Source organism: Synechocystis sp. PCC 7339 (genome assembly GCF_019924095.1).
GTDB lineage: Bacteria > Cyanobacteriota > Cyanobacteriia > Cyanobacteriales > Microcystaceae > Synechocystis.
This window is the reverse complement of the sequence record NZ_CP063659.1, coordinates 2,424,710-2,449,997: the sequence shown is the minus strand read 5'-3', so window position 1 is coordinate 2,449,997 and position 25,288 is coordinate 2,424,710. Positions and strand designations below refer to the sequence as shown.

Sequence of the window (25,288 nt, the reverse complement as noted above, 5' to 3'; positions counted from 1 at the left end):
TAAATAGGATTATCAATCCAAAGAAATCCAATGGCCGTTTAGCCTTTGCACGATCGCCGTTGCTTCTTCATAACTTTTGGCGATCGCCCAGGTGTGATGGGTTTTGCCATTACTTTCCCGCAGGTAAATTTGATTAGGCAAGAGGGGATGGTCAGCAGTGGTACGGAGATAATCTTTGTTAAATTTACTATGGGATTGGGAATAAATAGAAGTATCCCAGGGCACTCCCCGGTCCCAACCCGGTACTACCAAAGGATTAGCCCCCAACAAAATCTGGCATGGTACTAGCATCGGGCCTTTATAAATGGCATAGGCGATCGGCATACAGGTGTTAATTGCTAAGGTCACTAGTTCGCCATATTTTTGCATCAATGACTGTTGCCAATATTGGGTAATCAAAGTGAAATCTAGCCCCGCACTCCCCCTCACCTCCAATAGCTTATTGAATTTTTCATATTCCTTTCTCACGGTGGTAATTTCCTGTTGCCAAGCATATTCCAATGGACTCTCACCCAAAACTATTTTGCCCGCTTTGAGTAATTTCCATTTTTCACCAATTTTTAAAACGTCTAATTTTGCTGCTGATTGCAGGGTAAATTGATAATTCTCCGCTGGGTTTTCATTAGTTGCCCTAAATAGTTTGGCAAAACTAGTCAAGGAACTAAAACGGCTAAAGGATTCTGGCCGAGGAAAGAGATAAAATCCTTGATTTTTGAGTTGCATTACCCAAAAGTTACCAACATTATTTTTTTCTAGAATATCTTGCTGGTCAGTGAGTAAGGATACCCGCTCACAGTAAACCTCTAATATTTGAGGAGTTTCATGGTAAATATCAATAATTTTACTAATGGATAAATCTAGTAAGGGGGGAGGATTTTCAACTATTAAATGGGGATAGGCATTGGCGGGAATGGTGGCGGGTCGGCTAACCGTAGTTTCAATTTGACTAATTTTTTGTTTAAGGACTTCTATTTCTTTGACTAACTCAGTGCTACTCTGGTTCTGGACTTCATTATTTTTTTGTGCTTCAAAAAATCGTAGGGCTGCAAACTCCTGTTGTAACTTAAGTTGATTTTTCTCCAACTGAATCAGCTTAGCTTGATTTAATTTATCCGGTTGATTGCCAGCCATATTGTTTAATTTATCTCTTACTATTAATAACTTTAATTAAACATACCTTTTTCGACTATTTGCCAACGGCGATCGCCGACTAGGAGAAGTTTAGCGGGCTTGACTAGGTTAGGGTTTTGTAAATTGCCATAGCTGTCAAAAAAGTAACTGTTAGTCATTAGTCTTTGCCAGCGGCTGAGCATTAGATTCGGAATTAACCAAATTTCTTCCCCAATGGTAAAGGCCAAATAGGAAGCTTGGCTCCTTTCTCCTTCTTCAAATTCCTGGCGATCGCCAAGACTAAGATTGCCTGCCTTGCCATGGATAACACTTTCTGTGGGCTTAAGGTATTGGAACTGGGATTGATCATCAAAAAAATCTTTGTTGCCCTGGTTAAAATTAGTGATGCAATATTCCAAGCTGAAGCCAAAAGATTGGGTTGGTTTTTCGGTATTTTCTACTTCTAATAAGGCATCTATAGCTTGTTCTCCATTGCTTATTACATGGCCTTTGGCATCGATAAAATTATTTTCTAAAAAATAATTATAAACATCTGCCTCGATAATTGAATCTGGTGTATTTATTTGATTTTTATCTGGTAAAACAATATCAGTTTGGGTGACATTAATAACTTTGCATTTTGCACCGCCAGTAACCCTAGAAGCGGTAATTTTCTTTAAAGTTTTGCTTCCCATTTGTTGGAGAGATTTATTTTTACTAGGCTTAGTTGAAAAAGCATTCAACAAGTCAACTGCCAGCTTGCCAATGACGATACTCAAACCAATGGTACCAGCAACAAATAAATAAACTATAATTAGCAAGTCTTCATTGTTCTGAGAGTTAGTTTCAGTGGTAGCTTCTGCTCTACTTGAATCTACTGTAGGGCTTGGCTCTGGTGCAATATTTGGGCTAGGAGATTGTGTTAAAGATTCATTTTGATTGGAAGGAATATTACTCAGTTGAGTATCATTGGGTTGAAAAGCAATCCACCCTCTTTCGTCTACGGAAAAAGTGATGATTTCATACCAACAAAAGCCATCATAATACTTGGCATAAATGTCAGATAAAGAAAATCTTCTACCAGCAGGAATTTCTGCAATAATTTCCCCATTAGTATTGGGAATCTCGTAAACGTCCAAATTAAAATCAGAAAATGACATCTGATAATCACTCATCACTGGACAAGGATTTATTTCCTGGGCGTTGGTCGACTTAACCCCCCATATTGTTAGAATGACAAAAATGAAAATGCATTTAGAATTCAACATTGATTCAAAATCAATCAAACCTCCCAGACTTGACCAGCCGCCAAATATCATTGCCAGTATTTTCTATCATTGCTGGTTCAGCCAAAACATAGCTAGAATCGTACCATTCAAAAATTTTATTTTCATCATTAGTTATTACTTGTTTCCAACGTTTATTAAACAAATTTGGAACTATATAGGTATTTTGATCATTAAGTTTAAATCCAATATAGGAAGCCTGAGCCGTATTATCGGATGCCCTTTCAAACTCTACTTTTGCTGAAGCATTAATATCAACACCCTGACTCCCTAAATTGGTAGCAGAAGTAGGCTTTAAAAAGAAAAATAAGTCATTATTAAAGTGGCTTTCATTGCCCTTATTAAAATTTTCTACAATTATACTTAAAGTATCTGAGGGAGAAATTTCTACTTTCCTTGGAAAAACTGATGCCCTTGCTGGGTCATAACTATAATCGTTGTAGTCAGATGGATTGTCCCATTCCTCACCATATTGTCTGGATGGATGAGATGTTGACTGGTTTGATCTTAGTTGAATAATCTCTTTCTCGATTTTACCCATCTCCCGAAGTATTTTCTCGAGTTGACGAGATAGATTATCTGAATAATTTTTGACTACTGAAACGTCACTGGCTAGTTTGTCCTGGGAACTCTTAGTCAATGCGTAATTTTTCTTGATTTTTTCTTTCAGTTCCTGTAGGCTTTTATTTAGCCACCAGACATATAAGCCCAGTAAAACAAACAACAATAAAAATGAGATTAAATAGGGAGCTTTAAACTCCATTAACCCTTTCCAAATTCTACTAATTTTTGAAATTGATCTGTTTTCTTTGGGTTTTATACCCAGATATGCAGTCGTTAATAAGAAATTACTTTTAGTTCTCTGTAGAATTATTCTACATTGATCTATTGCAAACTCATTTCTACTTGTTTGATTATCTTTGCCAATGAAATATGGATTTACTCGCCGACCTAGTTCCGGTGGATCTATAAAAGCTTGTGCTAAAGAACAATAATTAAATACCGCCAAATTACAAAGGACAAAAGTGTGTATAAATTTGTTAGTAATTTTCATTTATTTAACCTACAGTTTTAGACCATTGTTCAGCGAGAATAGAAATAAAGCACTTAAGAATTATTAGAAATGGAGGATCAATTTCAAATTCTGAAACAGGTCCTACTTTCCTTAAGCAAGCTTGTTTAATTTTTGCTCCCAGCAGTATGCGGAAGTCGCTATCCATATTAAAGAGACCACCCTGATTAAAATTTCTGAGCTGATCAATTTCTTGGATAGATTCTTCTCGTAAGATGTCATTAAAATTCTTCAAATATTCTTCCAGTTGATCATAGGCAATGATTTCAAAAGAATTAATTTCTTCCCAGCCACGATCTAAGACATTCAAACGGTCACTAGAAGTAAACTTTTCTCCATTTATAATACAATTTTCCCCGGTAAAAGGATAATCTTTTTTCTTGCTTGAAAAACCACTGAGCTTAGCTCCTACTGGTGGTACAACTAGCCCACCACAAGCTTCTTCTTTAGGTTGGGAGGAAAGGGTTAGTAAATCAGGATTTTTGTTTAAGCCAGAAGCTCGCATTAGAATACCACTGACTAGATCGTTGATTTCCGAATTTTGAGTATAGGCTCCACTGGGAGTTAGCCAATGCAAGAAACGGGAACCGTTGCCTCCCATTAAAATTGACGTAATAATGTTGACATCACTAAAAAGTTCTTCTCGCTTAAGCTCTTTTTGCATCATGCCTAAATAATGGAAAAGTCCACCAAAAGACAAAGCTAGCAAAGTACGAAACTGCCGATTGCGAGGCTTATCTGCATTCATGATGTACCCTTCGGACAAAATTCTTTCCGAGTTTGCTCGTAGATAAATGTCCAAAGAGGCATTAAAATTACGCTGATTTCCTAGCACGTTAGCCACCGATCTTCCCGCTTCTGGAGGTAGTCCAAAAATATCACCAATAAAGACAAGATTAGGCTCTAAAATGCTGTGAAAAATATCCCTTCCTGCATAGGGAACTGATGCTTGATGAACCAGTCGGTTGTCTTGCCAAACAGAAATATCCGATGTACCTCCACCAATATCCACACAAGTAGTGTAAATTAAATGCTTACTCAAAACATCGCCAAAAAATTGTGCAAAGGCAATGCTTTCTGTTTTTAGACCGTGTCCTTGTAAATTATGATTTTGATTTGAGGTTATATCCAGATCTTTTAATACCTGTTGCCAAGCTCCGTTATATCGATTAATGTCCATGGGGGAAAAAGCGGACGGATAAGATATACTCCATTCAATGTTGCGGACTCCTTCCAGGGCGGCTTTAGCAGAAATCATTCGCACCAATTGCCCCAGGAATGGCCGTTGGTACTGCACCTGTTTCCATTTAATATTAGTCTTGATATATTCTTTATCAAACTCGTATTTATCAAGACGAGGAATATAAACACGGGCATTAGTAATTAAATTAGGAATTTCTCCTTCACTTTCCGCCCATCCTCTGGTAGTCAGCACCGTTGACATAGGGGGATTATTCCCCTCCGGTAAAAGCAAATCAGGAATGAAGAATTCTCGATAAATTACTGTTTGAATATCCTCCAAACTGTGGGTAATTTTTAGCAAATTAGTTTGGAGTTGCAATCTTTCTGGAGTGCCGCTGGAGCCTTTCCGCACATAAACATTGGTAAATGACGTGCCGAAATCTACTCCCACCGTCCAAGTGGTGGCATTTCCCCCCTGGGCTTTGGGTATCCGTAGAGGAATAAGTCCAAGCGGCTGAGCATTTTTATCGATCGCCAGGATGACATCAGGGTAGGCATCACATTTCCAGTACTGGTAACTTTCTTGACCCGATCGCCGACTTTCTGCTTGGGCATTGGGGGTGGGTTGATCCACCCGAAAAGCTAACTCGCCATACTCCTCGGTAGTTTCCACCAGTAGGAAATACTCCTTCCACAAATCGGGGGGCACATTGGGCCAGAGGGCAAGGGTGGGAAAATCCTGCTTGATTTCGTTTTCCGCCTTGAGGGCATATTCTTGGGACATGGTATAGGCCACAGGACGATCAAACCCCGATATTTGCACCGTCAGCGAAATCCGTATCCCCGGGCCTTCGGGAGTGGAAACGGGGGCTAACTCCACCTTTTTTTCCAGATCTTCACTGCTGAAATATTCCCGCAGAAAAGGTTTAAAGGGCAACAAAATGGTGAGATTATCCAGATTTAACTTTTGGTCTAACCATGTGCCTGGCAATAAACCCTTTGTTTTATGAAAATAAAGATTGTCTTGGAAAATATCCGCTGGGGTAGCAAAGATGGCATCGGAGCGGCGGTGAAGATTGGGATCGAAATTGAGCAGAGGAGACGCATCAATGACATTAATTTCCTCGGCTCCTTTATGCAAAAGTCCTGGTAGTTGTACTTGATCAATAATATAAAGTTGCTTACTAGGGTTTCGACCGGCTGAAGCAATTAACCTTACATTAGAAGGAGTTTGTACCGCCTTCGCTGGGTAAAGAGCTGGCAACGGGGCTGGGGTAAGGGGAATGCCAAACGGTAAATTTTTGGTGGTAGGTTGAAACACATTGCTGGTGGTGATACCCAAATCTTGGATATAGTCATCAATTACCCCGGAGACCCGCCCCGCTAAGGCCTGATTTTGGGGATTACGCATCAGATTACCTTTTAAATTTTCCAACCAAGGCAACAACACTTCCTTTTGATTGGGAGCTAAACCATTATTGATGGGGTTGCTGAAAAAGCCATTTTTAATCCAAGCAATGCGCCGACTTAAGGAGTCGGGAAAATAACCCGTGGGGCAGACAATGGTGGCCGGACTGGTCATACCGATCGCCACTCCGTCTAGTTCAAACAAATACAACTCCGCCCAGGGGCCATCGGCGGGCACCATGGACAACACATTATCCCTATCATTGGGGCGCAACTTCCACAGACAACGAGCAAATTCCTTATCTTGATAATCCTTGAGCCGTACCTGGGTGGCGGTGATCTTAAGATTTAAATTTTCCGCCAGGGCCAAAGCCGTCAACAAACCCCGATACTGCTCAATCAGCCAATCCCGACTGGGGTACTGATTATTCCGAAATGCAGAAATTAATTGCAAAGGTCGAGACCAAGGACTAGGGATAGAATTCACTTCCCGGTAAGCCCCCGCCTCAAACTCCAAACTATTACCCAAACGGTTAAAGAGTCCCACCCCATCAGCAATCCATTCCCCCGGAGCAGCACCACCAGCAAAATCTTGATTAGTTTTGGGAAGTAGGGGTTGGTTAGTCATGGTTAGTCAGGCAATTAAAAATAAAGCTGGGGGAAGGGGAAAATAGGGTGGAATTAGCCTAGGTCAAAAAGCTGATTCACAGTTAAATCAATTAAATCAATGTAAAGCAGACTAAAGCAAAGCAAACAGAGCGTGAGCCAAACCAAAAACGCCGTTATCGTAACTTCTGCCCTCATCAGCCAAACGGTTCTTAATATTGTCTAGGCGATCGCCACTTTGCGCCGCTTGACTGCGTTCTTTGTCAATAATTAATTGATGGAGATGTTCACGGTAACCGGGGTTTTGTTTCAGATCGTCCAAATGTTTGAGCTGGAAGAGTTGCTCGCCATTGACATGGGCAGAGGAAACCTGTTGGGCCCATTGCAAAAACTTCTTGGCCCAGGCTGTGAGTAGATCATTTTTGGCCACTTCCTGGGCATTGTCCACCAGGGGCTTATCCCCTTCCCCGGATCTAAGGGCAAAAAACTGCTGGAACCAGGGAGCACCCTTTGCAAACTTTTTGCCCCCTAACTTACGGGCCGCTTCTAATTCCAAAGAGAAGTTGTAGAACCAAGCATAGGCAAATTTAACTCCTTTACTGAGGGCCAACTTGGCAGTTTCGCTGTCCGGTAGATCAGTCCAAATTAGACTATTAATATCTGCTTTGCTAATGTAGTGGGCCACCGTTTCCCCCATCGGTTGACCAAAGCCATGGTTAGCGGCCAGGGCGGCGTACAGTTCGACGAAATGGGCCCCATTTTCCTGATTTTTGCCCCCAGTGTGGGAATCGTACCTAGTTTGGGCATTGTCCCCAATGAGATACACACTGTCGAAACAACCTTCTGATTGCTCGGTTAGGTACTGCAATGCCGCCTGAGTATTAAGGGCAAAAAAGCGAGTTTCGGCAAATACGGTTTGATCCCCGTCGTCGGGCCGCTCAAAGGCAAAGTAGGGCAACAGTAAAGATGCGTGAATACGAACCTGGAGCCCCCCCTCTTTTAATTGATTACTAACCAACTTCGCTAGGGTAGGAACCCCAGACGCACCGGTGCCCCCGAAAATACTGCCAAAGAAATGCACCACTACTTCATCGCCATGGCCTACCCCTAAATCCGTGGTCAAATTATTAAATAGCTGTTGCCAGCCCCCGGCTTGGGTTTGTCCGAGACTGTTCAATTCCAAGCGACTCATCACTGCTGAACCGATGGGGGGACGACCCCGAAATCCCACCCCCAGATCGGCATTTTGTTCCGCTGGGCTGTAGAGAGCATCAAATAATTTTGCCAAAGGGGGAGCGCCGGCCCGCAAAGCCTGTTTGTTGAAAACTGCCGCTAGGTTAGTGTTGTGGATTTGATCTCCCAAGGGATTCCAGGTGCCGTAATGGAAAAATTGCCCGCCCATGAGGGGACTTTTCCCTTGGCCAAAGGCTTTTTGGGCATCGTCGGTGGTGCGGAAATTTACCCCAGTTCTTTGGGAGTTACCGTTGGAAGTATCCGCATCGACCAATAAAATTTTTAGTTCGGAGTTCTCGCCGTACAGGCCTAGGGAATGGAGAAAAATGGCCGCTTCCACACATTTGGCCCCACTGCCCCCCACGCCGATGGCATAAATTTTTCGCATGGCTTAAGCTTTAACCTCCGTAAATTTTGCGTAACAACATTGACCCTGGTGGCACATAGCGCATGGATTTGGGGGTGGCTAGGGCTGTGGGCAGCCAGAAAATTAACAACACATCGACAATAATGAAGCCCAGTAGCCAGAAGAAGGGTTCTAAGTTACGAGTATCGTCAAACCAACCGTTAAAGAAACTTAGACCCACTAGGGCCAACATGGTCACTACACCAAGGACAATGGCAAAAATCCACCAAAGGCCACCGGTGCTGAGTACGTCCTGGGCTTTGGTAAAACTGCCATTGAGGGCTTTGGTAATCCAGAAGAAGAGGAGTAGGGCACCCAGGGCATAAACCAGGTAAAGGGTGGGAAATAAAATCTCCGAGGCCCATTTGTCCAAGTTCCCTCGGGATAAGCTCAGGGGCAGTCCACTCCCGCCCAATAGCCATGGCTGTAGCCCAAAAATCACAATGGTGGCGATCGCCACTGTCACCACGAGGGCCACTATCTCCGCAATTTTCATAACCCCTATCCTGACGAACTAATACGTGAAGATTAGCAAAAATTTTGATTAAGTAATCTAATAGTGGCTGTAGCCGAGACAAAACTTAACAGCGTCCTGATCATTGGCCACGGCCCCCCGCAATCCCGACACAAAAAGCCGTAAATTTTGGGTTCTGGCGCCGTTGGGGTTGCTGATGTCCATGTCCCAATCCTGCCACACCGCTTGATCCAACTGGCGATCGCCAAGGGTAACGTAAACCAGTTTGCCTTGTCCCTGGGGTAACTGATTACCATCAAAAACAGCGGTTAATAAAAGGCGGGCGTCCTCTCCCCCTGGATTTTGGACAATTTCTGCTTTTTTCACCGTCAAAAAGGGTTCAGAAACATTGAAAAGATCTGGGGTTAGCTCTCCACCAGTGAGGGAAACGGTACTTTTAGAAGGAATATTCAACTCTAAAGAAGGCAGAGGGGTAGCAGAATTGTCGCCGCAATTGGTTTGTTCGAGCATGAGCCAATCCTTTTCCTGGTCTTGATTTGGCCTTTGGCCATCCACAGAGCCGATTTCGATGACACATTCTTGAATAGTACCTGTTAAAGAACTATTGTCTAGGGTTACCGTATCCCCTTGCCCCAATTCAAAGGCAGAAGCCTGAAAAGCCTTATTGACATCTAACGGAAGCCGACGAAATTCCTTCACCAATTCATCCACCGTGTCCTGGGGACCAGTCATCAAGATGAAAAAAGGTCGGCCTTTTTGGTCCACATCTTGGCCAGCAGTATCGTAAACAAAGGTAGGATAGCTAGCATTGGCCGAGTACACATTGCCCCGAAACTGACTACGAACCCCTATAAGTACCGCCTTGTAGTTGGGATTGGCCTTTAATTCTTTGCTAATTAACCCAGAAATTTGACCAACGGCGGCATCGTCAGGCTCCAAGTCGGTGAGCAAAATTTTCAGACTACGGGGAGCGGTGGCATTGTTGCTATCCCCTTCACCATTGTCATTTTCTGGGGCTGGATTGGCTCCGTCAGTGGCCTGGGCTTCCAACTCATAAAGTTGCCCTAAGGTACTAGAAACACAGGGATATTCAGCTATGGGTTGATCCCGACGACAATAAAAGGGTGCTTTACTAGCGGCAAGGAATTGGGTCGCTGAAATGGATTGGGCTTGGTTGATGGTGTCATTGCTCCCCACCCGCCAATAGGAGGTGGGCAGATTTTTGTTTTGCAGCAACGTATGCAAAGAGGCGATCGCCTGGCCGTAGCGACTACCGGGTTGGCTGACAAACCCAACCATGGATTCACTGGCATCTACCCCGACCATCACATTCAAGCTCTCAAAGGGACCTGGGGAATATTCTTCATCTCTGCGCTCCACCACTCCTTGATCTGTTTCCACACAGGGCAAACCTCCCCTTTGACCACAGCCAGCTAAGGTCAGCACTAACACCGAGAAGAGAATCCAGCTTTTCACACAACAACCCAGAAAGACAATAATGGAAATGATTCAACAGAGCAGGAGTTCGCCAATTAGCCTAGTGCACTGCTCCGAAAAAATCAAGCGGTGCGATTGCCCTCTATAGCCTTAATTTTAGGCGAGAGTTCCTTGGATGATCCTGTCAGCTTTTCTTTACTGTGGCCGGCAAGTCAAAAGTTTGTCACCCTTTCAAAGAGTGTTTTCAAATCCTCCCTTTTCAGTTAAGACAATAGTCGGGAATGCAGTTTTCCTCCATATATTCATGGTACTTCTGAATTTGTTCGTCACATTGCCCCTGGGTCCAGCCACAGTGGTTCATTAATGTTTGGCAAATGCCGGCCAGGGCGCTAAAGCCGTAATCATCGGTCACCATGGCGATCGCCGTGCGTCGTCGGCAAATGTCCACCAGGGTATGGGCCATTTCTGCTTGTACCGCAAAAACCACCTGGGCTTTAATATCTGGCAAGGAAGGAATAATTTGTTCTCCCAACTCCGGTGCCCCATGCACTAAAGCCAAAATTTCTCCCGCCCTAGCTCCGTACAAGCAAAATAAATGTTGAATAGAATGCCGTTCTAATTGATCACCGTATTTATCCATGGCAGTTTCCAAGGACAGGGGATAGGCTTCCGCCCCGGGTAGGGGTTGGGTGAGAGTTGGGCAGGGAGGAGCAGAGCGTCCCAACTTGGCATAAACCTTATCCACCATTTCTTCCCCCACCTGACGATAGGTGGTCAACTTACCGCCAATCAGGGAAATCAAATTATTAACTCCGTCTTGACTATGGTCGTAAAGAATATGATTGCGGGTGATACTGCCTGCTTTCTTCCCATCGGTGTAGGGCAGAGGCCGCACCCCGGAATAGGTAAAGCGCACGTCCTGCCTAGTTAACTGGGCCGCTGGCATGACCCGGTTAGTTTCCGCAATGAGGTAATCAATCTCGTCATCACTAGCTTTAACCTGATCGAGGGAACCATCATAGCGGTGGTCGGTGGTGCCAATCAGATATTTACCCAACCAGGGAATGATGAAATAGGGCCGCTTATCCACAAATGCCTCTACGTATAAAGCTGAAGCTGGGGCTCCAGGGAAGGGATCGACCACAATATGACTGCCTTTGGTGCCACCAATTTTTCTTTCGTTGACGATGGCAATAGGTTCAGAACCCCGACGGGCTAGGCCGCAAACCTCATCGACCCAGGGGCCAGCGGTGTTAATGACGATCGCCTGGGTGCTATTAACCGTAAATTTTTCTCCGCTCAGTTGATCCTGACAATGGATGGCGGTGATCAGATTATTGTCTCCTTTCTCCAAACCCCTCACAGCCACATAATTGAGCATCTCAGCCCCCGCCTTTTGGGCCGACAGGGTCACCTCTAAATCCAACCGCTCTGCATACTCCACCTGGCCATCAAAATATTGGGCTCCCCCTTTCAGACCTTGCTTTTCCGCCGCCCGGAACAATTGCTGAAACTGTTGGGGGCGCAACATCCGGTGGGGAGGGAGGGTTTTATCAAAACTGAGGATGTCATAAAGAATCATGCCCGCTTGGATTTCCCAATAGGCTCGGCTTGACCAGTCATATACCGGAATGGTCAATTGCAGGGGATGAACCAAATGGGGGGCAGTGTGGAGTAGGACTTCCCGCTCCCGCAACGATTCCCGCACCAGGTTAAATTCAAAATATTCTAAGTAGCGCAGACCGCCGTGGATTAAGCGGGTAGACCAACTACTAGTGCCACTGGCAAAATCATCCTTTTCAATCAGGAGAGTTTTTAGGCCCCGTAGGGCCCCGTCCCGGGCAGTGCCAACCCCGTTAATGCCTCCCCCAATCACAATTAGGTCATAGGCCGTATTTTGGATTTCTGGGAAATTACGCATGGCTGGGTAATGCTCCAATGAGGAATAAGTCTTGTAATCAGTGCAATGAAATGGAAAAAAGCCCCCTAAACTTTAACTCTGGGTAATTTTTAGGGGGTTGGGACAATGGTTATTGGGCTGCAATCCGTCGACAACAACCGGCATTGGCGATCGCCTACATTTGGGGAGGTTCCCCTAGCACCACATCGGCGTGGGCTTCTCGCAAGAGGTGATTGGCCCATTGTTGAACGTCGTAACGTTTAATGGCGGTGTACATTCTCCCCATCCGTTTTTTCTGTTCTTCTTTGTCCATGGCCAAGGCCTGGTCAATGGATTCGTCCATACGGCTAGAAGCATAGGGATTGGTCAACACCGCATCGGGCAGTTCCACAGCGCAACCGGCAAATTCCGACAGAATTAAGACCCCTTCTTCACCGTTTTTGGCCACCACATATTCCTTGGCCACCAGGTTCAAACCGTCCCGCAGGGGAGTGATCCAGGCAATGTCGGCGGCACAGAATAGGGCAATGAGTTCCTCATAGGCTAGGGGAGAAGTAAACAGCATCACCGGCGTCCAAGACAGTTTGGCAAAGCGGCCGTTAATTTTCCCTGCCAGTCGTTCAATCTCGTTTTGGGCGTTGCGATAAATACGCATTCCCTCAGCGGCCTTGGCTACGGGGACTACCAGACTAATTTCCCCCTGGAGTTCAGGACGACGCTCCAGCAAACGCTCGTAGCACATCAACATTTCCTTGGTGCCCTTAACGTAATCCACCCGACCAGCGGAAACGATCAGTTTTTTGCCATCCAAATCTCGTTTAATTTCGCTGATTTTTTCTTGCACACTTTCCTTAGCCACGATCGCCCGGATATTGGCCGGATTGGTACCAACGGGGAATGCATCGAGATTAATTAGGCGATCGCCATAGCGCAACTGGGTGGTGAGTTCCGGTTCCGCCAAGGCCGTGCCGTAGGGCGTAAAAGCTTGGTCCACCGCCACCCTTCTTGTGATTTCCACTGGCTTGAGACTGCGGGCCACCGCCACAAAATTTTCCACATAACGGGGAATGTGAAAGCCACAGAGGTCACAGGCCAACAGACTTTCCACAATCGCCTCCCGCCAGGGCAAAATATTGAAAATATCAACGCTGGGGAAAGGAGTGTGATGGAAAAAGGCAATCTTGGCGTTGGGTTTGAGCTGACGAATGTAAAGGGGAGCCAGCCAGAGGTTATAGTCATGAACCCAAAACAGGGCATCGTCATCGGCATCTTCACAGGCCGCCGTGGCAAACATTTCATTGATCTGCTTGAAATTTTCCCAATCGGAAGAGTCGTAGGTGAACTGCCAGGGGAAGGAGTGGAGAATGGGCCAAAAAGCTTCCTTGGAGGTGATGTGATAGAAATTTTTCACCTGATCCGCCGTTAGGGGCACCCTGCGCACTGTGCAACGATCGCCAAGGCCCTCAATGGACATTTTCTCTTGGAAATCTTCCTTCTGTTTTGAGGTTACCTGCTTCCAGGCCACCCAAGTACTCTGTTCGGCATCAGCAAAAAAGCTTTTGAGGGTGGGCAAAATCCCGTTGGGACTCTTCTTTTCCCGATATACCGTTTTGCCATTTTCCCTAACTTCATCGTAGGGCTCACGGTGGTAAAGGATCACAAGGGATGAATTCATAAAATCAGCGGTCTCCAAAAGAAAGAATCAAACAAAGTAACTATTGGGCTGGTCTAGTACGGCTAATGTACCCGACTTCTTGGAACCCAAGTTAATTCCCGCCGGGGCAGTTTAGTACGTTGAATAAAACTTTTCACCGCTAATATCGGTACAGAAAAATTGATTACGTCCTGGGCGAGTCCGCAGACATCGCGTTCCCCCGTGGGGGCAATTACGGTGACGGCTCATACAATCTTTGTTAAAGATTACTTAACCCGCCGGTAAAATGCCGTAACACTAATTACCTTTCCCCCTTGCTCCAGGGGAGAACAGCAGCGGCAAGCCACCAATCTCTGGTTTTTGGAAAGCCGCCCCCGGACTATGGGAAAAGTAGTTACTTGTTAAGTATAGTAACAGAAAAAGCTTTTCTGGCAAGATTTCTGCTTCTAGAGTTGGGGGCATCCACTGGGAATTTACCCATTGATTGCGGTAAATTCTATTTTTTTTGTTAACCTTAAAACTATTGCGATCGCTAGGGTGAATTGATTTTTTGTTATTGTTTGATCTCATTTTCTAGTCTTTTTGACTTCCACACAGCCAGGATAATTTTTGCAGTTTTTTTATGGAGTTTTGATAACATTGAGCTTTGCCCCCGACGATCGCCCCGGGAAAAACAATAAACACTGTGAACTAGTTTGCCCAGGGTCTATCCTAGGATTGCCACTGGTTTTACCCCCTTGGATAGGGAATAGCGGCGCTAAAGCTCCCTTCTCCCCCGACAAATTCGGCTTATTTTGGGCTTATTTTTAAGTATGAAAGAATTAAATCGCATCCATCTTGTTGAAGACAAAACAGAAAAACTAATGGAGTGGGCCCGCACCGTCACCGAATCCCCAGACAACTATTTCCAAGCGGCTCGGGAAGTGGCAAAAAAATTGGGGGCCCACTATCAAGAAGATGGTCTGACCCAGGTGGGCTTTTGGGTGCCCCGGTTAGCGGGGGAAGGAGCTTTTACCGAAAAATTAATTTACCTGGAGGTGTTCACGCCCCTGGGGGAGATTGAATTCCAAGCCCCGGAACAAACGACATCATTCCGGTGGGAACGTATTGAACTGCCCCAGCAGGGGGAATTTGTCTGGGCGGTACTGTCGGGGATGCGGCCCGGCAGACGGGAGCAAGCAGGTTCTTTCTACTGGTTGCGCTATTACGATTCCATTTTGTCTAAAACTTTGGTGATTCGGGACCCCCTGGCCTACTCCCTGCCCTACGGTATTTTTGCCCCGGCGGAACTGTACGACATGGAAAAGATACAGCGGGAACGGGCCGATTTGGATTACCTACGGCGATCGGCAGCCCTGAACCGATGCCAAGAACATCCTGAAAACGTTTTTGACCCGGAGCAACTTCAAGCCCAGCGGGCGGCGGTGCTCAACCCGGCCATTGCCGTGGATCAAAATTTGCATCCCGATGAAGATAGCGAGGCGGCCATCTGTCGGGTGGGGGCAATGACTAACATTTTGCAAATCCACATCAACACCGCTTCCCCGGAGGGTACCCTGGCAGGGCTCACCAAAATTTACCAACGGTTAGGGGAAAAAATACTCCGGGAAGAACCTTTCAATGATGGAGAACATAACTATGTGGGCTACGACGCTATCCAACTGTTACCCATCGAACCCACCATTGAATATCGTCTGGAGGATTTTAACCAAGACCACGAATTCTTTGCGATCGCCGGGGAGGAGATTGAGGAAATAGAAGTGGAAGAAGGCGCGGAAGTGGAAGTGGTGGTGGAAGAAAAAATTAAAGTTACCCTCCGCAAACCCAATACCCAAAATTGGGGCTACGACGTGCCAATTCTCGGTTCTGGAGCTACCAATCCAGCGGTATTGGGCACTTTACGCCCGGATGAATTGGTAGATTTCATTGCTACGCTACACAATTTTCCCGGTGGCCCCATCCAGATAATTTACGACTTGGTTTATGGCCATGCCGATAACCAGGCGTTGGAATTGCTCAATCGGCAATATTTCAAAGGGCCCAATATGTATGGCCAGGATTTAAATCACCAGTTACCCATGGTGCGGGCTCTTTTGCTGGAAATGCAACGGCGCAAAATTAACACTGGTGCCGACGGCATTCGGGTAGATGGGGGCCAGGATTTTCGCTTTTTTAATCCCCTCACAGGGAGGGTGGAACAGGACGATGCCTATCTGTTGGCCATGAGTGATGTGGTGCAGGAAATTCAAGGTTGTAAACGGTTACTGTTTACCATTTTTGAAGATGGCCGCCCCTGGCCAGAGGACGGTTGGGAAGAGAAATCCACCTACCGGGAATTAATTGAACTGCGGCCGGAATCCTACCAGTGGGGGCCCCTGATTTTTGCCCATAACACCCCTTCCCTCAAGGGTTTTTGGCAACGGAAATGGGAACGGGTTTGTGAAGTCATGTACAAAGGCGATCGGTGGATCACCGGCTGTGGCAACCACGATACGGTGCGCCGGGGCAACCAAATTGACCATCACCAGGCGGAAATCAACTGGAACTTGGGCAAAACCCTACCGGAAGTGTTGCACAATGCCTACGATAATCCGGCGACGTTGCTGTGGGTGTATGGTTTTTGTCCGGGGCTACCGATGGATTTTTTAAATGCGATGATGCACAGTCCCTGGGGGTTTTTCCGCAACACGGATGAACGGTACGGCGTCAAAGTGGCTTTTGAAGAAGCGGGATTTTTGGACTGGCAAATTTCCCCGGAGTTATACCAACATCCCCAGTTATTCCCCCAACTGAAGGCTTTGGGCTTTGGTAATTTGGAGCTACTGCAACGGTTCATGAAGGCGGTGGCCGATGCGATGGTCAAAAAAGATTTTCACCTGGAAGCAGTGGCAAAGGCCTGTCGCCATTGCCTGGGCTACGACCCGGAGGAAGATGGGGAAGCGGCGGCCTGTGATTTGGAATTGCTTAGTCAGTTCAAGCATGCCGAGCAACCGGAATTTGTCACCCGTTTGGATGTGCCCAAATTGAAAAAATTTGCCCGGGCCTTTATGGAGGATGGCCATGAGGCCTGCCGTGTTTCCTATTACCTAGACCAGGTGGACCCAGAAAGAAGTCGTTTTAATTTGGCTTTACGCAATTACCGACGGCAACATCCTTGGTTACATCACAATCTCCAAGACGGCGATCGCTTTAACCGCATCCATGAAAATGGCCACACTCTTTTTTATGGCCTCAGGACCAACCCGGCCACGGCCCACAGTGATGATCCTGACCGGGTGGTGATGGTAACCCATATGGAGGGAGATCCGGCCATTGTTACCTTGGGGGACTGGTTGCAACTGGATTTGCAGGAATGGGAAGTGGCGATCGCCACCCCGGGGGTGAATGTGGATTCCACCGCAGATTCGTTGCGGGTGTTTGAGTTGCGAGACGGCCAGGGTTTGATTTTACGCAACAGTCGTTCCCAGGGGGCATCCTAGGGCCCATCGGGGCAGGGATTTAGAGATTTGTTGATTAATTTTTTGGAGGTTACTGTCTATGACAGCGAAACACAATCAGTATGTAATGGCCCTGGACTTGGGTACCACGGGCAATCGGGCCATTTTGTTTGACCACGAGGGCAACATTGCGGGACAAGTCTATAAGGAATTAACCCAGTCCTATCCCAAGGCCGGTTGGGTGGAGCATGATGCCCTGGAAATTTGGCGGGATACTAAAACTGCCATGGAGGAAGTGGTGCAAAAAACCGCTATCCAACCCCAACAAATTGTGGCGATCGGCCTCACAGTGCAACGGGAAACCTGTCTGCTCTGGGATAAAACCACCGGGCAACCCCTCCACCCGGCGATCGTTTGGCAGGATCGGCGCACTGCCCAGTTTTGCCGGGCCTTGGAAGCCAAGGGTTATGTGGAGGAAATTTATGACCGCACTGGTCTTGTGTTGGATGCCTATTTTTCCGCCACCAAGCTCCATTGGCTATTGGATTGGGTCAAACATAACCGAGATGTTGATCCGGCTAACCTTTTGGCGGGCACCATTGACAGTTGGGCCCTCTGGAATTTAACCGGGGGTAAAGTTCACCGCACAGACCACAGTAATGCCAGCCGCACCATGGTGCTCAATTTGGACAGCCTTACTTGGGATGAAAAACTGTTGAATCTGTTCGCCATTCCCGGTCAGATTATGCCGGGGGTGCGGCCTAGCTTAGGGCATTTCGGGGTGACGGATCCGGCCATTTTGGGGGTAGAAATTCCCATCACCGCCATTTTCGGTGACCAACAGGCGGCCCTCTATGCCCACGGTTGCGATCGCCCTGGGTTACTGAAATGCACCTATGGCACGGGGGCCTTTTTGGTGGCCAATACAGGGGCAAAGATTACCCGTTCCCAGCACCGCCTACTGTCCACCGTGGCCTGGACCCAAACCAACTCCGACCAAAGCCTAAAAACCGACTATGCCCTGGAAGGAAGTATGTTCACCGCTGGCTCCTGTGTGCAATGGCTGAGGGACAAATTAGGTTTAATTGACTCGGCGGCGGCCAGTGAAACCCTCGCTCGCAGTGTGGATAGCAATGGCGGCGTTTACTTTGTGCCCGCCCTGAGTGGCTTGGGAGCGCCCCATTGGGACATGAATGCCTGTGGCGCTTTTCTGGGCTTGACCGCCGGGGTGACTAAAGCTCATCTCGTGAGATCTGTGCTAGAGGCGATCGCCTTCCAAGCTAGGGAAGTGGTGGAGGCCATTAACCAAGACAGTCCCGCTGCCATTCAACAACTGAAAGTGGACGGGGGAGCTTGTAACAATGACTTTTTGATGCAATGCCAAGCGGATGTTTTGGGCATTCCGGTGGAGCGCCCGGTGGTGTTGGATGCCACAGCCCAAGGGGCCGCCTTTGGGGCTGGGTTAACGGTGGGTTTCTGGCGGGATTACCTCTCCCTAGTGGAAAATCGGGCCATTAACCGGGTATTCGAGCCTGGGGAAGGATCTGCCAATGCCCGGGCTAATTTTGCGGTTTGGCAGGAGGCCGTTGGTCGAGCAAAAAATTGGGCCGAGTCGGCAGCGGAGTAGGTTTTTCTGGCCCCCTAACTGCGGAAAAATAGGCTTAGGCTTAATTTATTGTCCATTTCTGCCCATGCCCATTCAGGAAGGTGTACCCATTGCCCAGCGACATTGCCTCCATCACCAGCCCCCAAAACCCCCTGGTTAAACAACTGCGGCAACTGCACCAAACCAAGGGACGCAAACAACAGGGTCAGCTTCTCTTGGAAGGAACCCATTTGCTGGAGGTGGCCTTAGCCGAGGGAAAACGCTTTAATTCTGGCTGTTTCACCGCAGTTTGGCAAAGCAAAAATCCCAGCCTAGCCGATCGCCTAGTGGCCCAAGCCAACCAAAGTTATCTTGTAAGTGGGGAAGTTCTGGCAAAAATGGCCAGCACCGTTAACCCCGACGGCGTGGTAGCTACCTTGGCCATGGATCAGTTTTGGCGATCGCCTCCCCCCAGGCCTCAATTGGGCTTGGTACTGGAACGATTACAGGATCCAGGTAACCTGGGCACCATTCTGAGAACCGCCGCCGCCACCGGAGTGGAAGGCATTTGGCTAACCACCGACTGCGTTGATCCCACTAGTCCTAAAGTGTTACGTTCCTCCGCCGGTAGTAGTTTACTTTTGCCCCAACAACAACAAGAATCCCTGCTGTCAGTGTTGGAAAAATTCCAAGCCCAGGGACTGCAACTAATTGCCACCGTACCCCAGGGGCAACAAACCCTGTGGGAAATTGATTTTCAGCTTCCCACCGTAGTAATTTTTGGCAGTGAAGGCCAAGGGCTCAGTGCCCCCGTGCTTGAATTGACCACCCAACAAGTGGCCATTCCCCAGGCCCCAGCAGTGGAATCCCTCAACGTGGCGATCGCCGTCGGGGTAATGCTGTACGAAGCCAGGCGTCAACAATGGTCGGCGTCAACACCAAAGTAAGTTCGGTTCTTTGCCCTCCGGTTCTTTCCCGAAATTGTTAGAGTGTGGTTATCCCATCGGGATCAATCCCAAATCAAGTTCCATTACTAGAAGAGGAGATCCGTCGTGACCCATGAACCCCAACGTCCCCAACCGCTGTTTGCCGGCAATGAAACGGCAGGCAAAGATAGTTTGTGGACATACGTTCAAGAGTTGAGCCCCGAAACCATTGCCCAACTATCCCGCCCCGATTCCCAAGAAGTGTTTCAGGTAATGGAACGGAATATTATTGGCTTATTGGGCAATCTACCCCCGGACCATTTTGGAGTGACCATCAGCACCAGCCGAGAAAATCTGGGCCGTCTTTTAGCTTCCGCCATGATGAGTGGGTATTTTCTCCGTAACGCTGAGCAACGGTTGGGCTTTGAACAAGCTTTTAAAAGCACCGGCAACAACGGTGAAAATGCATAATTATTGATGCTGAGTTTTATAGGGTCTGATCTGTCCGACTCAGAGCCTCCACAGGCAACCCAAAATTTACCTCTAAATCAACCCACTAAAGCCCTTGCAGTACTGGGAAGATTTTCTTCTAGTTTCCTTGCCAAGTTTTAAGGGCAGAAGGTACAACAATCTCCACACCCTTCGCGGAAACTACTTTTCTCCGGCTAGGCTTCCTTCTCAATAAACTAAGGGCCAACCATGGTCAAGTTCCCAACCTAATTTCTGGCCAGCTAGAAACGGTGAAGAGGGGTTTATACACTAATTAAATGAGCCTCGCCGCGGCAGCCTTGGCCTGGGTGGCAGCACCAGGGTGACGACGCATCATCGCTACTACGATCGCCCCTTCCATTAATAGTAAAAGTTGCTCCGCCACCGCCTCCGGATGGGGAATTTCGGCTTCATAGACCAGTTGCAGAATATATTCGTAAATTGCTTGTTGGTGCTTGAGCGCGACCTGATAGCCAGGATGTTCAGGCTCCACCAACTCCACCGATGAATTAATAAAAGCACAGCCACGAAAATCAGGTTGAGAAAACCATTCTTCCAGGGCATCAAACATGACCAAAAGGCGATCAGTAGGTGTGGTTGCCCGTTTTTCCACCGTTTTCTGAAACCATCGCCGCCAGCTAGTATCACGCTCCTCTAACCAAGCAGCAATCAAGCTGTCTTTGGACTTAAAGTGGTTGTACAGCGACATTTTCGCTACGCCCGACTCGGCGATGATGCGATCAATACCAACTTTCTGCACCCCCTCTTGATAAAACAACGTGGATGCCGCTTGCATGATGCGTTCACGTGCAGGTGGCTTGGAAGATAATTTGGTATTGGACATGTCAGAAATATATTCATACAGAACTGTCTACATAATAATGTTTTTACCTCGGATTTGCATGCAATTAAGCTGTTGCCAGCGTGGCCAATTTTCATCAAGCCCTTGCTATAGGCTGACATCGATGCATGGGAAGAACACCTCCGTTCGACTTGAATAGCCCATTCCGACTCCAGAAAACTATGCGTCACTTTTTCCAAAGTAGGGGCACTTTCAAACCCAAGCCATAAAACTATGACATAAGCTGGTTGACATTATACAGACCTGTCTGCACTCTAGGTATAGACAAACAAATCTACATTTTTCAAGGAAACTTCCTATGAAACTCGTAACTTTCGGTGCAACTGGAACCATCGGTCGTCAGGTGGTTCAGCAAGCTCTAGACCAAGGTCACACTGTCACTGCCTTTGCCCATAATCTGGCGAAACTTAATATCCAGCATCCCCAACTTATCCAAGTCCAGGGAGATGTAATGGATTCTGTGGCAGTAGAATCTGCTATCTGTGGGCAAGATGCGGTGGTTTGTGTTCTGGGCTCTGGGAAAAAACTAACGGGAACTATCCGCTCAGAAGGCACCCAGCAGATCATCCAGGCAATGAAGAGTCTTGGCGTGCGCCGCTTAATCTGCCAATCTACCCTCGGGGTCGGAGATAGCTGGAGCAACCTTGACTTTTATTGGAAGTACATCATGTTTAGCTTCATTCTACGAAAGGTCTTTGCCGATCATGAAAGGCAGGAAGCTCTAGTGAAAAACAGTGGTCTGGATTGGACGATTGTCCGCCCCGGAGCGTTTATTGATGGGCCATTGACCGGGCAGTATCGCCATAGTTTCCCCAGCACCGACAGAACTATCACCCTACAGATTTCTCGGGCGGATGTAGCAAATTTCATCCTCAAGCAGTTCTCCGATGAATCGTCCCTACAACAGACCCCTAGTTTGTCTTACTGAATCTCAATGATACCCATTTAAACTAGGGACATTTTTAGTTTCAAGCTATGAAACTATGACATCACTCGTTTGACAACATACAGACCCATCTGCACGCCTAAAATCATACAGACCGTTCTACATAAAACATGCAATTTAAGGAGTCCCCCATGCCCGAACCCACAACACCCACAAATCCAACTTTTGACACCGTTGAAAACAGGCCACCACTGCCGCCCTTCACACTGGAAACAGCAAAAGCCAAGGTACAAGCAGCAGAAGATGCCTGGAATAGCCGCAATCCCGACAAAGTGCTCCTGGCTTACACCGTTGATTCGGAATGGCGCAATCGCTCGGAATTTATTAAAGGTCGTAGCCAGATTCGCGAGTTTCTGACTCGCAAATGGAATGCCGAGTTGGACTATCGCCTCAAGAAAACCCTATGGAGCTTCACCGAAAACCGTATCTCCGTCAAGTTTGAGTACGAGTACCACACCGACTCGGGCCAGTGGTATCGGGCCTATGGCAACGAAAATTGGGAATTTGCCCCCAACGGTCAAATGCAGCGCCGCGAAGCCAGCATCAACGACGTGCCCATCCAAGAGTCTGATCGCAAATTTCGCTGGGAAAGGTAAACCATCCCCTAGTTCTAAATCCAAGTCGAGAGGACTGCCATGTTAACTAATTTCAAAATGGACAAATTCCTTCCCTGCGATGGTCTGCATACTCTGCCGCTCCAGATGGGTGCAGAACGAGAGAGCCTCCCCATGGAATGCCGTCTCGACCTTCCTCAGATCCCACGCCCATCCTGGAACTGTCGGCCTGACCAATTATCTCCAAAACCCGCCAAATTGAACATTCCGCATCGACTAACTTGCCTCGATTACTAACTCCCATTGATTAATGATTACTTGACCTTAAGGAAATTGATCCATGATTGACCTGTATACCTACACCACCCCCAATGGCCGCAAGCCTGCCATTCTGCTCGAAGAACTTGCACTGCCCTACACCATTCACAAAATTGACATTGGCAAAGGCGACCAGTTTACCCCCGAATTTAAGGTCATCAATCCCAATAGTAAGATTCCTGCCATTGGCGATCGTGACAACGACCTCACTATCTTCGAATCCGGTGCCATCCTGATTTACCTAGCCGAAAAAACCGGCAAGCTTCTACCCACTGACACAGCCGGTCGCTTCAAGGTGATGGAGTGGCTGATGTTCCAGATGGCCAGTGTGGGACCAATATTCGGTCAGCTCGGACACTTCCGCAATGCGGCACCCGAAAAGATGGCCTATGCAGTTGAACGCTATCACCGTGAGACCCTCCGGTTGCTCGATGTGCTCGATCGCCAACTTGAGAATTCTCCCTACATTGCAGGGGGTTACTCCATTGCTGACATTGCCACATATCCCTGGGTGGCTGCGGCCCAGACCTCTTACTTGGACATTTCCACGGCAGCGTTTCCCCATATTGACCGCTGGGTTGACACCATGCAGCAACGTCCTGCTGTGCAAGTCGGTATGAATATTCTTCAACCCGGCTTCAAGAGCAACTTTGGCACGCTGGCAGTCCCCGATGGGGCGTCGCAACTGATGGCAGTGTAGGCATCTGCATAGTTTGGTGCTCCCCTGCAACTGATAGTACAAATGCAAACTTACTCAACGAATTAATTTTAATCATCCAGCTAAACACTTTAGGAGTTTTCCACCATGGCCTTACCTAATCCTGGCATGACTATTGATGCCGAAAGAACTGCAATCGTTATCATCGATCCGCAAAACGACTTTCTCAGCCCCACTGGTGTTGCCTGGGGAGTTGTAGGCGAAAGCGTCACTGAAAACAACACCGTCGCCAATATTGAGGCCTTAATGAAAGCCGCTAAAACCTACGACTTGCCTTTGTTTATCTCACCCCATTACTATTTCCCTGCCGATCATCGCTGGAAGTTTGAAGGGGCACTGGAAAATGTCATGCATAGCATTGGCATGTTTGATCGTCCTGGTCCACTCCAACTGGATGGCCTGATTGGCTCTGGCGCTGACTGGGTTGATCTCTATAAACCCTATATCGAAGGTGGCAAAACTGTCATTTGTAGCCCGCACAAGGTCTATTGTCCCGAAAATAACGACTTGATTCTGCAATTGCGTAAACAGCGGATCGACAAAGTCATTCTCGGCGGCATGTCGTCCAACCTCTGTGTGGAATCGCACCTGCGAGAGCTACTGGAGCAAGGCTTTGAAGTCGCCGTGGTGAAAGACGCCACCGCTGGCGTGAAAGTCCCCGAGGGTGATGGCTATGCCTCGGCGCTGGTGAACTATCGCATGTTAGCCAACACAGTTTGGTCCACTCAGGAGGCGCTACAGGTGTTAGGAAAAAGCCTGCCTAGCTTACAGCCTGTGTAAGGAGCAACGGTCATTAGGGGATGAGTACCAAACTTGCCCCTCCACATTGCTAGAAATCTGGCTTCTTCGTCAGTATACAACCGAGAGTCTACGACCGAGTTTTGGCTCTACTCAGAAGGAAAACCGGATTTCTGTAATCAGCTTAGCCACTATTTGAGGACATCCATTATGACAACGATTCTGCAAATTGATGCCAGTGCTCGCGTCACCCGTTCTCTGAGTCGCGGACTGACTACCGCGTTTGCTGAACACTGGCAAAAAATCCGTCCCAACGACACGTGGATCACACGAGATGTGGGGCTTAATCCCCCCTCCGCCATCAGTGAGAACTGGATTGCCGCCGCGTTCAAACCCATCGATCAGCGCACTCCTGAACAAGTCACCGCCCTGCGAGAATCTGATGAACTACTGGCAGAGTTAGGGCCCGCCAATGTTATCGTCATCGGCACCCCAATGTACAACTACGGCATGCCGTCAGCACTCAAAGCCTGGATTGATCAGGTGATTCGCATCGGACGCACCTTTTCTTTCGATCTAGCGCGGGGAGAGCAACCGATTGAGCCCATTCAAACCGGCAAAATTCTGGTCATCTTGACGGCTTCTGGCGAGGGGGGCTTTGAATTTGGCGGCGTGCACGCGGCACAGAATCATCTGGATACGGCCATCATTACCGCTTCCCGCTTACTGGGTGTGAGCGAACACCACGTCATTCGCATTGAATATCAGGAGTTTGGCGACGATCGCCACCAGCAGTCCAAAGCGGCAGCCTATGCGGCCATTCCTCAACTGGTGGAACAGCTCAGCCAAAAAGTAGGCATCCCTACCGTCGCTGCGTAACCTTCCCATCGCCACGAGGTCATTCCCATGAAAAAGCAACTCTTTCTTTCTGCCCTGGCCCTGACGAC

The 25,288-nt window shown here is 47.6% G+C and carries 20 protein-coding genes; 9 read left to right on the top strand and 11 right to left on the bottom strand.

The features are described 5' to 3' along the window. Positions 1-12 precede the first annotated feature (12 nt). The 10 genes from IQE94_RS11625 to ggpR all read right to left on the bottom strand — a co-directional run bounded on the left by IQE94_RS11625 (position 13) and on the right by ggpR (position 14,338). Positions 13-1,131 carry a hypothetical protein gene (locus IQE94_RS11625; protein WP_212718504.1) on the bottom strand — a complete coding sequence of 373 codons (1,119 nt, stop codon included), beginning with the start codon at positions 1,129-1,131 and terminating at the stop codon, positions 13-15. A 32-nt stretch (positions 1,132-1,163) separates the two neighbouring features. Continuing rightward, positions 1,164-2,285 (bottom strand): SH3 domain-containing protein, encoded by a 1,122-nt coding sequence (locus IQE94_RS11620; RefSeq protein WP_223341991.1) that lies wholly within the window; start codon positions 2,283-2,285, stop codon positions 1,164-1,166. Between the two features lie 103 nt (positions 2,286-2,388). Then, the gene (locus tag IQE94_RS11615) at positions 2,389-3,450 is read right to left on the bottom strand and encodes a hypothetical protein (RefSeq protein ID WP_212718502.1); all 1,062 of its coding nucleotides are present in this window, start codon (positions 3,448-3,450) and stop codon (positions 2,389-2,391) included. Positions 3,451-3,454: 4 nt separating this feature from the next. Next, positions 3,455-6,685 carry a hypothetical protein gene (locus tag IQE94_RS11610; RefSeq protein ID WP_212718495.1) on the bottom strand — a complete coding sequence of 1,077 codons (3,231 nt, stop codon included), beginning with the start codon at positions 6,683-6,685 and terminating at the stop codon, positions 3,455-3,457. 111 nt (positions 6,686-6,796) lie between these two features. Then, complete coding sequence (locus IQE94_RS11605) at positions 6,797-8,284, bottom strand: hypothetical protein (protein WP_212718487.1); 1,488 nt, start codon at positions 8,282-8,284, stop codon at positions 6,797-6,799. 10 nt (positions 8,285-8,294) lie between these two features. Beyond that, positions 8,295-8,798 carry a hypothetical protein gene (locus IQE94_RS11600; protein WP_212718485.1) on the bottom strand — a complete coding sequence of 168 codons (504 nt, stop codon included), beginning with the start codon at positions 8,796-8,798 and terminating at the stop codon, positions 8,295-8,297. A gap of 57 nt (positions 8,799-8,855) precedes the next feature. Further along, positions 8,856-10,253 (bottom strand): lipoprotein, encoded by a 1,398-nt coding sequence (locus IQE94_RS11595; RefSeq protein ID WP_212718483.1) that lies wholly within the window; start codon positions 10,251-10,253, stop codon positions 8,856-8,858. A 220-nt stretch (positions 10,254-10,473) separates the two neighbouring features. Continuing rightward, a complete protein-coding gene (gene glpD / locus IQE94_RS11590; RefSeq protein WP_212718481.1) occupies positions 10,474-12,135 on the bottom strand; it encodes a glycerol-3-phosphate dehydrogenase in 1,662 nt (553 codons plus the stop codon). A gap of 154 nt (positions 12,136-12,289) precedes the next feature. Further along, positions 12,290-13,789, bottom strand: a complete 1,500-nt coding sequence (gene ggpS, locus IQE94_RS11585; RefSeq protein ID WP_223341989.1) for a glucosylglycerol-phosphate synthase — start codon at positions 13,787-13,789, stop codon at positions 12,290-12,292. A gap of 276 nt (positions 13,790-14,065) precedes the next feature. Next, the gene (gene ggpR, locus IQE94_RS18765) at positions 14,066-14,338 is read right to left on the bottom strand and encodes a glucosylglycerol biosynthesis transcriptional repressor GgpR (RefSeq protein WP_304650917.1); all 273 of its coding nucleotides are present in this window, start codon (positions 14,336-14,338) and stop codon (positions 14,066-14,068) included. Between the two features lie 242 nt (positions 14,339-14,580). Between ggpR and gghA the strand changes: the two genes are divergently transcribed. The 4 genes from gghA (at position 14,581) to IQE94_RS11565 (ending at position 20,187) form a co-directional block, all read left to right on the top strand. Next, positions 14,581-17,247, top strand: coding sequence for a glucosylglycerol hydrolase (gghA, locus tag IQE94_RS11580; RefSeq protein WP_212718477.1), 2,667 nt, complete (start codon positions 14,581-14,583; stop codon positions 17,245-17,247). Positions 17,248-17,305: 58 nt separating this feature from the next. Beyond that, positions 17,306-18,832: a glycerol kinase GlpK gene (gene glpK, locus IQE94_RS11575; protein WP_223341987.1), complete on the top strand. Its 1,527-nt coding sequence runs from the start codon at positions 17,306-17,308 to the stop codon at positions 18,830-18,832. Positions 18,833-18,912: 80 nt separating this feature from the next. Continuing rightward, positions 18,913-19,737, top strand: a complete 825-nt coding sequence (locus tag IQE94_RS11570) for an RNA methyltransferase (RefSeq protein ID WP_212718473.1) — start codon at positions 18,913-18,915, stop codon at positions 19,735-19,737. Between the two features lie 105 nt (positions 19,738-19,842). Continuing rightward, on the top strand, positions 19,843-20,187 hold the full coding sequence (locus tag IQE94_RS11565; RefSeq protein ID WP_190596516.1) for a DUF760 domain-containing protein: 345 nt from the start codon (positions 19,843-19,845) through the stop codon (positions 20,185-20,187). A gap of 292 nt (positions 20,188-20,479) precedes the next feature. Here IQE94_RS11565 and IQE94_RS11560 read toward each other — a convergent pair whose 3' ends face one another. Continuing rightward, entirely contained in the window at positions 20,480-21,001 is a 522-nt protein-coding gene (locus tag IQE94_RS11560) for a TetR/AcrR family transcriptional regulator (protein WP_223341985.1), read from the bottom strand. Between the two features lie 364 nt (positions 21,002-21,365). On the opposite strand from IQE94_RS11560, the gene IQE94_RS11555 reads away from it, so the two are divergent. The 5 genes from IQE94_RS11555 to IQE94_RS11535 all read left to right on the top strand — a co-directional run bounded on the left by IQE94_RS11555 (position 21,366) and on the right by IQE94_RS11535 (position 25,220). Then, positions 21,366-21,995 (top strand): NAD(P)-dependent oxidoreductase, encoded by a 630-nt coding sequence (locus tag IQE94_RS11555; protein WP_212718469.1) that lies wholly within the window; start codon positions 21,366-21,368, stop codon positions 21,993-21,995. A 149-nt stretch (positions 21,996-22,144) separates the two neighbouring features. Then, positions 22,145-22,609: a nuclear transport factor 2 family protein gene (locus IQE94_RS11550; RefSeq protein WP_212718467.1), complete on the top strand. Its 465-nt coding sequence runs from the start codon at positions 22,145-22,147 to the stop codon at positions 22,607-22,609. Positions 22,610-22,907: 298 nt separating this feature from the next. Further along, on the top strand, positions 22,908-23,585 hold the full coding sequence (locus tag IQE94_RS11545) for a glutathione binding-like protein (protein ID WP_212718466.1): 678 nt from the start codon (positions 22,908-22,910) through the stop codon (positions 23,583-23,585). A gap of 105 nt (positions 23,586-23,690) precedes the next feature. Next, positions 23,691-24,383, top strand: coding sequence for a cysteine hydrolase (locus IQE94_RS11540; protein WP_223341983.1), 693 nt, complete (start codon positions 23,691-23,693; stop codon positions 24,381-24,383). Between the two features lie 168 nt (positions 24,384-24,551). Further along, positions 24,552-25,220, top strand: coding sequence for an FMN-dependent NADH-azoreductase (locus IQE94_RS11535; RefSeq protein WP_212718464.1), 669 nt, complete (start codon positions 24,552-24,554; stop codon positions 25,218-25,220). Positions 25,221-25,288 lie beyond the last annotated feature (68 nt).